The sequence below is a fragment of the Flavobacterium sp. YO12 genome, assembly GCF_004119495.1.
In the GTDB taxonomy this organism is placed as follows: Bacteria; Bacteroidota; Bacteroidia; order Flavobacteriales; family Flavobacteriaceae; genus Flavobacterium.
The window spans coordinates 1-12,305 of record NZ_NRQU01000016.1; the positions used below are offsets into that span (position 1 = coordinate 1).

Below are 12,305 nucleotides of genomic sequence, written 5' to 3' on the forward strand. Positions count from 1 at the left end.
CAGATTATAAGTTTACATGAACCACATCCGCAAAGAGTTTTGAAGGGATATCAACTTGATATTATTATTGAACATTTGGAATTATAAAATGAAAAACTATTTAGAATATAACGGCTATATTGGTACATTAGAATTTTCTGCAGATGATAAAATATTCTTTGGAAAAATTCACGGTATAAATGATTTAGTAACTTTTGAAGGTTCTTCAGTTACAGAATTGGAAGAATCTTTTAAAGAATCTGTAAATGATTACTTAGAGACATGTAAACTATTGAATAAAGTACCTGATAAAACGTATAAAGGTTCTTTTAATGTTAGAGTATCTCAGGAGTTGCATCAAAAAATAGCACTCTTAGCTACTAAAAAAGGATTAAACTTGAATGAAGTTGTAAAAGAAGCTTTGTCTTATGTTGTCAAACATGAAGAAATTTTAAATTAAAAAATCCGAAACAGAAATGTTTCGGATTTTTTTATCGTTTATCTTCTTTAGAATAATTAGATTCTCCGTTAATATTAATTTCTCTGCCTAGAAAACGAGGTTCTCTATTTCTGAAAACATCAAAAAAGGATTTGAAAATCGAACCATATTCTCTAAAAGTCACATATTTATAACCCAAATATTCTCCTTTATTTGCAGAATATCCAACTGATTTAATTCCCAGTTTTTGACCGATATAAATCGCACGATTCAAATGATATTCCTGAGAAATTAAAGTGGCTTTTTTGATTTTGAAAATGTGTTTAGCGCGATACATTGTTGAGTAAGTATCGAAACCTGCATAATCAATAAATATTTTGGTGGTATCAACTCCGTGATTGAAACAATAGTTTTTCATAACCGTTAATTCGTCATATTCATCACGGCCATTGTCTCCAGAAAGTAAAATTTTATTAATACGTTTTGCTTTCCAAAGCATAATTCCTGCGTCTAAGCGATCTTTTAAATATTTGCTCGGTTGATTTCCATTAATTCCTGCTCCAAAAATAATTCCAACATCATTTTTAGGAAACCTTTTAATCGAATAATAAATGTTCTTTTTAGTTGAAGATTTCACATAATAATTTACCGATACAATGGCAATCAGTCCAATAATTAAAAGGTAAAACGCTATTTTAAAATATTTTTTCACGGCTTGTATTTGTAAGATTAAGATTTAAAAATACGAAGATAGTTAAAGTAAAACCAAATAAAAAACCGAAGTATTCCTACCTCGGTTTCAAAATTTAATTTTCTGAGAAACTTAGCAACTTAGAAGCTTAGTATCTTAAAAATTCTATAATAATCCTGCTCTCTTCAATAAAGCTTCAGGTTTTGGTTCTTGTCCTCTAAAACGTTTATATAAAGTCATAGGATGTTCAGTTCCTCCTTTTGAAAGTACATTATCTTTGAATTTCTTTGCTACTTCTGTATTGAAGATTCCTTTTTCTTGGAAGTATTCAAAAGCATCAGCATCTAAAACTTCTGCCCATTTGTAGCTGTAATATCCTGAAGAATATCCACCCTGAAAAATATGAGAGAAAGCTGTACTCATCGCATTTTCTTTTACATCTGGATATAATTGTGTATTGGCAAATTGTTCTGTTTCAAAAGCTTTTAAATTTGTAATAGAAGTTGGGTCTTGTCCGTGCCAAGCCATATCTAATAATCCGAAACTTAACTGACGCAATGTTGCTAGACCTTCCTGAAAACTCGCACTTTCTTTAATTTTCTGTACATACTCAATCGGAATGATTTCTCCTGTTTCATAATGATTAGCAAACAAAGCCAAAGCTTCTGGTTCGTAACACCAGTTTTCCATAATCTGACTTGGTAATTCTACAAAATCCCAGTAAACAGAAGTTCCAGATAAACTTGGATAAACTGTGTTTGCCAACATTCCGTGTAAGCCGTGTCCGAATTCGTGGAATAAAGTAGTCACTTCATTAAAAGTCAATAATGAAGGTTTTGTTTCAGTTGGTTTTGTAAAGTTGCAAACGTTCGAAATGTGAGGTCTTTCGTTTACGCCGTCTTTTACATATTGTGATTTAAATGAAGTCATCCACGCGCCGTTTCTTTTTCCCTTTCTTGGAAAGAAATCCGCATAAAAAATCGAAACTAAATTGTTTTCAGCATCGTGAACTTCGTAAGTAGTAACTTCTTCATGGTATTTGTCTATATCAAAAACTTCGGTAAAAGTTAAACCGTATAATTTTTTGGCCACTGTAAATGCACCGTCTAAAACTTTTTCTAATTGAAAATAAGGTTTCAGTTTTTCATCGTCTAAATTAAAAAGCTGTTGTTTTAATTTTTCAGAATAATAGGCGCCGTCCCATTTTTCAAGTTGTTCGATTCCGTCTAATTGTTTAGCGAAAGCAGTTAACTCAGCAAATTCTTTTTGAGCTGCCGGTTTTGCTTTTGCTAATAAATCATTCAAGAAAGAAAAAACTTTTTCTGGACTTTCGGCCATTCTTTCTTCTAAAACAAAATGTGCATGCGTTTTGTAACCTAATAAATTAGCTCTTTCAAAACGCAGTTTAGCAATTTTTAAAACATTTTCCTGATTGTCGAATTCGTTATTTTGAAATGCTTTTGCGCCAAAAGCAATTGCCATTTTTTTACGTAATTCGCGATTATCAGCATAAGTCAAAAACGGAACGTAACTTGGATGATCTAATGTAAAAATCCAGCCTTCTTTTTCCTGATTTTTAGCTAATAATCTTGCCGCTTCGATTGTTCCTTCCGGTAAACCAGATAAATCTTTTTCGTCTGTTAAATGCAGTTCGAAAGCATTCGTTTCTGCCAAAACATTTTCGCCAAACTGTAAACTCAATTTTGATAATTCTTTGTCGATTTCTCTCAATTGATCTTTCTTGTCTTCAGGTAAATTGGCTCCGTTTCTGGAGAAGCTTTTGTACTTTTTGTCTAAAAGAGTTGTTTGCTCCGAGTTTAGATTCAAACTTTCTTTTTGATCGTAAACGGCTTTTATTTTGGCAAATAAAGCTGCGTTTAGCGTAATGTCATTTCCAAATTCAGATAATAAAGGCGAAACTTCCTGAGCAATTTTCTGCATTTCGTCATTCGTTTCAGCCGAATTTAAGTTGAAAAAAATACTAGAAAGACGATCTAAAACATCGCCCGAAAAGTCCATAGCAACAACAGTATTTTCAAAAGTCGGCGCATCTGGATTGTTTACGATAGCGTCAATTTCGGCTTTAGCCAAAGCAATTCCTTCGTTGAATGCAGGAACATAATCTTCGATTTTAATTTGCGAAAAAGGGGCAGTATTATGTTTGGTATTGAAATATTGGGTTAAGACGCTCATAAGTAGAGTTTTTTAAAAGTAGTCAGTGGTCAGTTTTTTTAGTATTCAGTTCTCATAAAGACAACTACTGAATACTAAAAAACTGACCACTGATCACTAAATTTATTTATTAAGACCTTCCGCAGCTTTATTAACCGCAGCTTTCAATTCTTCTTTATAAGAAATAATAGTGTCAAGGACTTTTTTATCATGGCTTCCGATGATTTGTGCTGCTAAGATTCCCGCATTTTTTGCTCCGTTTAGCGCCACAGTTGCAACAGGAACACCGCCTGGCATTTGAAGAATCGATAAAACTGAATCCCATCCATCAATCGAATTGCTTGATTTTACAGGAACTCCAATTACAGGAAGGGGAGACATTGAAGCTACCATTCCAGGTAAATGTGCTGCACCGCCCGCACCAGCAATAATTACCGAAATTCCGCGAGTATGTGCATTTTTACTGAAATCGAATAATTTTTCCGGCGTTCTGTGTGCCGAAACGATATCTACTTCAACTTCTACATTAAATTGTTTTAATATGTCGATTGCATCCTGCATAACTGGCATGTCTGAGATGCTTCCCATTATAATAGCTACTTTGCTCATTGCTTTATTGTTTGTTTTATTTCAAGTTTCAAGTTTTGCTGGGACTAAAACTCTGCGACTGGAAATTGTTTATTTTTTTAGTTTAAAATTGCGACTAATCACTAATTACTATTCACTAATCACCTTAATAGTGTTCTTAACTTCTTGCGCAATTCGTCTTGCTTCCGCCATATCTTCATTTACAATAGTCACGTGACCCATTTTTCTGAACGGGCGAGTTTGTTTTTTTCCGTAAATATGTGGAGTAACACCATTCCATCCTAAAATGGTTTCGATGTTTTGATATACTACATTTCCAGAAAAACCTTCGGCACCAACTAAATTTACCATAATTCCGGCAACTTTGCTGTCTGTGTTTCCTAACGGAAGATCTAAAATAGCGCGTAAATGATTTTCGAATTGTGAAGTGTAACTTGCTTCGATAGAGTAATGTCCTGAATTGTGCGGGCGAGGAGCCACTTCGTTTACTAAAATCTCATCATCCTGAGTTTGGAACATTTCAACAGCCAAAAGTCCAACGTGATTGAAGTTTTGAGAAACATTCAAAGCAATTGCTCTTGCTTTTTCGGCCACTTTATCATCAATTCTTGCTGGGCAGATTACGTATTCAACTTGGTTTGCTTCTGGATGAAATTCCATTTCTACAACCGGATATGTTTTTATTTCTCCTGATGGATTTCTTACCACGATTACCGCTAATTCATTTTTAAACGGAACCATAGTTTCTGCAATACATTCGACATTTGGAAGAGTATCTAAATCAGAAACCTGACGAATAACTTTTACGCCATTTCCGTCATAACCAAATTCAGTACATTTCCATACAAACGGCATCTCGACTTCGCTCGATGTGACAGCAGATTTCAGTTCGTCTAAATTGTCAAATCTTTCAAAAGGAGCGGTTGGGATATTATTTTTAGCGTAGAATTCTTTTTGAACGCCTTTATTCTGAATTCCTTTTAGAGTTTTTGGCGAAGGATAAATTTTTAAACCTTCATTCTCTAATTGTGTCAATGCTTCAAGATTGACTAATTCGATTTCAAAAGTAAGAACATCAACTTGTTTACCAAAGTTATAAACCGTTTCATAATCCATTAAATCACCTTGAAAAAATTTGTTGCAGGCAATTTTACTCGGCGCTTCGTCGCTTGGATCAAGAACATAAGTTTGTATGTCAAATTTTCTGGTGTCAAACAAAAGCATTTTGCCTAATTGTCCTCCACCTAAGATTCCTAATTTAAAATCAGAAGAAAAATAATTCATTTTGTGTTGTGTTTTTGCAAAGATACCTTTTAATCTTTTTTTAGCCAAAATTTAGTTTTTTGCCACAGATTAAAAAGATTAGAGTGATTTTTTTCGCCACGAATTAGACGAATTTTCACTAATTAATTTGGAAATTGAGTTAAATAAAAATTCGCAGAAATTAATGTAATGGCTTTGCCTGTCGCTATCACACGGGTCATGGCAAAAAGATAGAAACGGAAAATCTATTTACTCTTTTTAATCTGTGGCTAAGAAAACTATTCGATTTTTTTTAAAACTTCTCGAGCGACAGCTTTGTAAGCTGCGGAATGATCTCCGTAATCTTTGTTTAAAATTATTTGAAGTTCGGGATGAATCCAATCGTAATGATTTCCCAAAACATATAAAGTTCGTATTGAATATGCTTTTGCAGCCACTTTTACATCATTTATAAGCCAATCGAAACTTGCTTCGATGCAATCCTGCAGATTTTCTTCGGACATAAGAATGCTGTTTTCATCTTTTTTATAATGTGATTTTACTAGAAGTTGTGTCACTTTTGCAATTGGCCGAATGGAACTTTCATCTTTAAGTACTTTTAAATTTGAACAGAAAAAATCAAGATGAGGTTGAAGCCAAAGAAGCTCTTCGTAAGACACAAATTCGAGGATCCAACAGGCTTTGTGATTGTTTTTGTCTTCGGGCGTAAAACAAATAGAAACTAATTCGTTAAAAAATTGAGGGCTTTCAAGAATGAACTGAGCGCACTTTAAGCGATTTTCTCTATGAGCCGTAACATAATCCAGTTTTTCTTGCAGTTCGGAAAGCATTTTTTTGAATTTGATTTAAAAATACAAATTTAGGCTCAATTTTCGGTTCTCAAATTCGAAATCTGTATCTTTGTCCATTATTTTAAATTTAAAAATAATGATACAACTTCACGATAAACAATTTGTTCCGTTTATTTCGGCTAAAGAAATTGATTTTGCTTTGACTAAATTAGCTGCGCAGGTAGAAGATGATTTTGGAGATGATACTCCAATTTTTATTGGAGTTTTGAATGGCGCTTTTATGGTCGTAGCCGATTTTTTGAAAAAATATAAAAAACCTTGCGAGGTTTCGTTCATTAAAATGGCCTCTTATGAAGGTACTGAAACAACAAATTCGGTTAAAGAATTAATCGGAATCAATCAGGATTTGACTGGCAGAAGTGTTGTTGTTATTGAGGATATTATTGATACCGGAAATACTCTGGAAGAATTAAAACATTTGTTTAAAGCACAAAATGTAAAACATTTTAAAGTGGCAACTTTGTTTTTTAAGCCTGAAGCTTATAAAAAAGATATAAAAATAGATTACATCGGAATCAGAATCCCGAATAAATTTATTGTAGGTTACGGATTAGACTATGATGGTTTAGGACGAAATCTTGGCGAAGTATACAAATTAGCAGAATAATTTTAAAGACACACAACTATATATTCATTTTAAACTTCTTCGAAAATTAAGAAGTCACACAACTCACACGTATTATGATTAACATTGTTTTATTTGGAAAGCCGGGAGCAGGAAAAGGAACTCAGGCAGAATTTTTAAAAGAAAAATACAATTTAACACATCTTTCGACTGGAGATATTTTTCGTTTTAATTTAAAAAATGATACAGACTTAGGTAAAAAAGCAAGAGTATTTATGGACAATGGAGAATTGGTTCCTTGCGAAGTTACTACTGCAATGTTAATAGATGAAGTAAATAAACATCCTAATACAGCAGGATTTTTGTTCGACGGTTACCCAAGAACAATTGATCAAGCTGAGGCTTTAGATAAATTTTTGCCAACAATTGGTTCTAGCGTAACAGCGACAATTGCTTTAGAGGCTGATGACGAGATTTTGGTAGCACGTTTACTAGAAAGAGGAAAAACAAGCGGAAGAGCAGATGATCAGGACGAAGAGAAAATTCGTGTAAGATATCAGGAGTACAATGAAAAAACGGCTCCATTGATTGGTTATTATAAAGAACAAAATAAATTCCATGCTGTAAATGGTATTGGAACTATTGAAGAAATTACAGAGCGCTTAACATCAGTTATAGATAATTTGTAGAAACTGATTGAGCTGAGAATTTATCCCGATAGTTATCGGGACACTAAAAAAACTATTTTTCTTTTCCATAAAACGAGCTTCTCCCGACGCTTTGGGAGTTAACTGTTTTCTGGCGGGAAAAATTAGTTTTTTAGCTTCGGGCTAAAAGAATACCAAGATTACAATAAAAATTAAATAACCAGACAAGTAACGAATCTACAAAACATTGGAAATACTAATAATATTTTTTCTAATACTATTAAACGGAGTTTTCTCGATGTCAGAAATTGCATTGATTTCGGCTAGAAAAAACAGACTGGAAACGGCAGCGAAAAAAGGGAACAATAGTGCCAAAATTGCGTTGGATCTGGCTAATTCTCCAAATAAGTTTTTATCAACTGTACAAATCGGAATTACCTTAATTGGAATTTTGACGGGTATTTACAGCGGTGATAAAATCACAATGGATGTAGAAGTTTTTGTAAGCGGATTTGAAGTTTTAAAACCTTATGCACATTCAATAGCAGTTGGAATTGTAGTTGTTGTTTTGACTTTTTTCTCTCTTGTTTTGGGTGAGTTATTGCCAAAACGTATTGGATTGAATTATCCAGAGGCGATTGCAAAAATGGTTGCGATGCCAATGAAAATAGTTTCTATTATCACGGCACCTTTTATTTGGCTCTTAACAACTTCTACTGATTTTTTACTGAATGTTTTACAGATAAAACCAACAGCTGACGGAAAAGTTACGGAAGAAGAAATTAAGGCAATTATAAAAGAAGGAACTGAGGTTGGAGAAGTTCAGGAGATTGAACAAGATATTGTGGAGCGTGTTTTTCATATTGGAGACAGAAAAGTAAGTTCTTTGATGACACACCGAAAATCTGTTGATATGCTACCTTTGAATGCTGATAAAATCAAAGTAAAAGAGTTGGTCGTTCAGGATTTACATGCCGTTTATCCAGTATATAATGAGAATTATGATGATATTGCTGGAGTTGTTACTTTAAAAAATATTTTTGCTAATATTGAAAAGGATAATTTCGATTTGCGAGCTATAATGACAGATGCACCATATTTAATGGAGCAAACTACTGCTTACAAAGCATTAGAAAATTTTAAAAAGACGGGAGTTCACTATGCTTTAGTTTCAGATGAATACGGAGTTTTTCAAGGATTGATTACTTTAAATGATATTTTGGAAGCTTTAGTTGGTGATGCATCAGAGTTTTATAAAGATGAGTTTCAGCTTATAGAGAGAGAAGATGGTTCATGGCTGGTTGACGGACATTATTCATTGCATGATTTTTTAACTTATTTTGAATTGGATGAGTTAACAAATGATTACGAAGTAAATACGGTAAGCGGGATGATTATGACGGAACTCTCTCATATTCCAAAAGAAGGAGAAAAACTAATTTGGCAGAAATTTGTCTTAGAAGTTATCGACATGGATGGAGTAAAGATTGATAAAGTGCTTGTAAAAACGCTTAAAGAGTAAGGGAAATTGTTTCAAGTTTAAAGTTTGAAGTTGTGTAACGCATAACTTGAAACCTGAAAGTCTGAAACACAAAAAAAAATAGCTTTCAGTGGCAATGTACGGCTGTAATTTGTACTGAAAAGCGAGACTAAGTATTTAAAATAATAGAGTTTAGAAATAGAGTTTAGTGAAATCTAAAATCTAAAATCTAAAATCTGAAATTCAAAAAAATGACAGAAGGGAATTTTGTAGATTACGTTAAGATTTATGTTTCTTCCGGAAAGGGAGGAAAGGGATCTACGCATTTACATAGAGAGAAATTTATTGAAAAAGGAGGTCCTGACGGTGGTGATGGAGGCCGTGGCGGACACGTATATTTAGTTGGGAATAAAGGTCTTTGGACACTTTTTCATTTAAAGTTTGCGCGTCATATTAAAGCTGGACACGGTGGAGACGGTGGAGGAGATCGCAGTACAGGAGCAGATGGTGAAGATAAATTTATCGAGGTGCCGTTAGGGACTGTTGTAAAAGACAAAGAAACTGGAGAAACTCTTTTTGAAGTTACTGAACACGGAGAAAAAAGAATTCTTTCTAAAGGAGGAAAAGGAGGTTTAGGAAACTGGCATTTTAGAAGTTCTACTAATCAAACGCCAAGATATGCTCAACCGGGTTTACCAGGTGTTGAGATGGATGTTATTCTAGAACTTAAAGTTTTGGCTGATGTTGGTTTAGTTGGTTTTCCTAATGCTGGAAAATCAACATTGTTGTCTGTTTTGACTTCGGCTAAACCAAAAATTGCCGATTACCCTTTTACAACTTTAAAACCGAATTTAGGAATTGTGGCTTACAGAGATTTTCAATCTTTTGTAATTGCTGATATTCCTGGAATTATTGAAGGTGCGGCAGAAGGTAAAGGTCTTGGACATTATTTCCTGCGTCACATTGAGCGTAATTCGACATTGTTGTTTTTAGTTCCAGTTGATACGCCAGACATTAAAGCGGAATATGATATTTTGGTAAATGAATTAACAAAATACAATCCTGAAATGTTAGATAAAGAACGTCTTTTAGTAATTTCAAAATGTGATATGCTGGATGATGAGCTTAAAGCAGAATTAAAAGCAGAATTGGACGTGTCTTTTAAAGATGTTCCATATATGTTTATTTCATCTGTTGCGCAACAAGGTTTAACTGATTTGAAGGATAAACTTTGGAAAATGCTTAATGAGTAATTTATATTTTTAAATAAGTAAGAAAGGCGTTCTAGAAATAGAGCGCCTTTTTGTTTTTATAATGTTAAATTCGTAATAAATGAGTGCAAAATTGATATCATGTTTAATTTTGGTATTCTTTAAGATGAAATAATTGTCGAAATGAATTATATTCGCAGAACTTAAACAAAATAACATGAAAAAAGTAGTTTTATTCTTGACCATGTGCCTAATGGCTTTTCCTGTAAGAGCTGATGAGGGAATGTGGTTTTTGATGTTTATCGAAAGATTGAACCATAGAGATATGGAAAAAATGGGCTTGCAATTAACAGCCGAAGAAATTTACAGCATTAATCACCATAGTTTAAAAGATGCTATTGTACAATTTAATGGAGGTTGTACAGCTGAAATCGTTTCAAACAGCGGTTTGGTACTTACTAATCACCACTGTGGATATAGTGCGATTGCAGAACTTTCGACTGCAGAACAAAATCATTTAAAAAATGGATTTTGGGCAAAGCAAAGAAGTGCTGAGTTGAAACCAAAATCATTGTATGTTCGTTTCTTTGTTCGTATGGATGATGTTTCAAAAAGGATTTTGTCAAAAGTAAATGATCAAATGACTGAAGCTGAAAGAAACAAAATCATTCAGCAAGAAATTGCTTTGATCGAAAAGGAAAATAATGAAGGCGGAAAATACACTGTTTCTGTTCGTCCTTTCTTTCAAGGAAATGAATATTACTATTTCGTTTATCAAGATTATACAGATGTTCGTTTAGTTGGAACGCCGCCAGAAAGTGTTGGTAAATTTGGTGGAGATACAGACAACTGGGAATGGCCTCGTCAAACAGGAGATTTCTCTATGTTTAGAGTATACGCTGATAAAAACGGAAATCCTGCTGCATATTCTAAAGACAATGTGCCGTTACAGCCAAAACATTACTTACCTGTAAGTCTTAAAGGCGTAAAAGAGAATGATTTTGCTATGATTTTAGGTTATCCTGGGCGTACAAACCGTTGGATGCCGGCTGGCGGAATCGAGCAAAACATTAAGTATGCTTATCCTGCATGGGTTGAAGGTGCTAAAACGGGAATGGATGTAATGAAAAAGTATATGGACAAAGATGCAACAGTTCGTTTGCAATACGCGTCTAAATATGCTTCTACTGCCAACTATTGGAAAAACCGTCAAGGTATGATTGATGCCTTAACAAAAGCGGGAACAGTAGCAACAAAAACAGAACAAGAAGATAAGTTCTATGAGTGGGCAACTAAACCTGCTAATAAAGAAAAGTATGAGAATGTAATTCCTACTATCAATGATTATTACAGAGAAACGAATTTAAAAGCGACTCATGATAATTATCTTACACAACTTTTGCGTACATCAAGTTATGCAACTGGACCAGCTAATTTAGGAAATGCTTTAATTGCATATTATAATGAAAATGATGCGAAAAAAGCAGAAATGCTTCCTAAGATAAACGCAATGATTGATAATATCTATGGCGAATTTTATGCTCCATTAGAGAAAGATGTATTGACTGCTCAATTGAATTTATATTCTTCTAAAGCGGCTGAATATGGTTTAGCTCCACAAATAGCTAAAATGAAATCTGAAAATAACGGAGACTTTACTAATGATGTTGCTAAAGCGACTGAAATCAGTTATTTTACAACTAAAGAAAAAGTATTAGCATTTATGGCTAATCCAAAACCATTAGCAATTGTACATGATCCTTTGTATATCATCTCTAATGATTTATTGACAAAATACCGTGCTAAAACTGACGATCAAGCTAAGGCTGATGATGGTTTTGCAATTGCTTTCCGCAAATTAGTTGAAGGTTTAAGAGAATCAAAATTAAATGCGATTCAATATCCTGATGCAAACTCTACTTTGAGATTGACTTACGGAAAAGTTCGTGCTTTACCTGCAGATCCTCGTAACGATGCTAAAATAAACAACTATACTACAATGGAAAGTATGGTGAAAAAGTATAAAGCAGGAGATCAAGAATTTGATTTACCAGCTCGTTTGTTAGAGTTAAACAAGAAAAAAGATTTTGGGCAATATGCTGATAAAGCAGGTTATATGCCGGTAAACTTTTTGACTGACAATGATATTACAGGAGGTAACTCGGGTTCTCCAGTTATTAACGGAAAAGGAGAATTAATTGGAATTGCTTTTGATGGTAACATTGAAGCTATGGCTGGAGATGTTATTTTTGATCCTAAATTGCAAAGAACTATCAATGTTGATATTCGTTATGTACTTTGGATTATCGATAAATACGCTGGAGCTAAAAACATTATTGACGAATTGACGATTGTGAAATAATCTCAATTTATTCATAAAAGTAAACCCGATAGATTTTAATCTGTCGGTTTTTTTTAT

11 protein-coding genes are annotated in these 12,305 nt (G+C 33.6%); 6 read left to right on the plus strand and 5 right to left on the minus strand.

All coding sequences use genetic code 11. The features are described from left to right. The first annotated feature begins 88 nt into the window (after nt 1-88). The gene (locus BOW55_RS07170) at nt 89-439 is read left to right on the plus strand and encodes a type II toxin-antitoxin system HicB family antitoxin (protein ID WP_129023579.1); all 351 of its coding nucleotides are present in this window, start codon (nt 89-91) and stop codon (nt 437-439) included. Between the two features lie 31 nt (nt 440-470). On the opposite strand, the gene BOW55_RS07175 is transcribed toward BOW55_RS07170, so the two are convergent. The 5 genes from BOW55_RS07175 to BOW55_RS07195 all read right to left on the minus strand — a co-directional run bounded on the left by BOW55_RS07175 (nt 471) and on the right by BOW55_RS07195 (nt 5,962). After that, entirely contained in the window at nt 471-1,130 is a 660-nt protein-coding gene (locus BOW55_RS07175; RefSeq protein WP_129023580.1) for a vancomycin high temperature exclusion protein, read from the minus strand. A 144-nt stretch (nt 1,131-1,274) separates the two neighbouring features. Further along, nucleotides 1,275-3,302, minus strand: a complete 2,028-nt coding sequence (locus tag BOW55_RS07180) for a M3 family metallopeptidase (RefSeq protein ID WP_129023581.1) — start codon at nt 3,300-3,302, stop codon at nt 1,275-1,277. A gap of 102 nt (nt 3,303-3,404) precedes the next feature. After that, on the minus strand, nt 3,405-3,890 hold the full coding sequence (purE, locus tag BOW55_RS07185) for a 5-(carboxyamino)imidazole ribonucleotide mutase (protein WP_068843754.1): 486 nt from the start codon (nt 3,888-3,890) through the stop codon (nt 3,405-3,407). A gap of 108 nt (nt 3,891-3,998) precedes the next feature. Then, on the minus strand, nt 3,999-5,153 hold the full coding sequence (locus tag BOW55_RS07190) for a 5-(carboxyamino)imidazole ribonucleotide synthase (RefSeq protein WP_129023582.1): 1,155 nt from the start codon (nt 5,151-5,153) through the stop codon (nt 3,999-4,001). Nucleotides 5,154-5,410: 257 nt separating this feature from the next. Continuing rightward, nucleotides 5,411-5,962 carry a hypothetical protein gene (locus tag BOW55_RS07195; RefSeq protein WP_089055346.1) on the minus strand — a complete coding sequence of 184 codons (552 nt, stop codon included), beginning with the start codon at nt 5,960-5,962 and terminating at the stop codon, nt 5,411-5,413. A 97-nt stretch (nt 5,963-6,059) separates the two neighbouring features. Between BOW55_RS07195 and hpt the strand changes: the two genes are divergently transcribed. The 5 genes from hpt to BOW55_RS07220 all read left to right on the plus strand — a co-directional run bounded on the left by hpt (nt 6,060) and on the right by BOW55_RS07220 (nt 12,248). Further along, entirely contained in the window at nt 6,060-6,590 is a 531-nt protein-coding gene (hpt, locus tag BOW55_RS07200) for a hypoxanthine phosphoribosyltransferase (protein WP_089055345.1), read from the plus strand. A gap of 74 nt (nt 6,591-6,664) precedes the next feature. Next, nucleotides 6,665-7,237, plus strand: coding sequence for an adenylate kinase (locus BOW55_RS07205; protein ID WP_089055344.1), 573 nt, complete (start codon nt 6,665-6,667; stop codon nt 7,235-7,237). A gap of 205 nt (nt 7,238-7,442) precedes the next feature. Continuing rightward, a complete protein-coding gene (locus BOW55_RS07210; protein ID WP_089055343.1) occupies nt 7,443-8,717 on the plus strand; it encodes a hemolysin family protein in 1,275 nt (424 codons plus the stop codon). 209 nt (nt 8,718-8,926) lie between these two features. After that, nucleotides 8,927-9,928, plus strand: coding sequence for a GTPase ObgE (obgE, locus tag BOW55_RS07215; protein WP_089055342.1), 1,002 nt, complete (start codon nt 8,927-8,929; stop codon nt 9,926-9,928). A 175-nt stretch (nt 9,929-10,103) separates the two neighbouring features. Further along, complete coding sequence (locus BOW55_RS07220; protein ID WP_129023583.1) at nt 10,104-12,248, plus strand: S46 family peptidase; 2,145 nt, start codon at nt 10,104-10,106, stop codon at nt 12,246-12,248. Nucleotides 12,249-12,305: the final 57 nt, after the last annotated feature.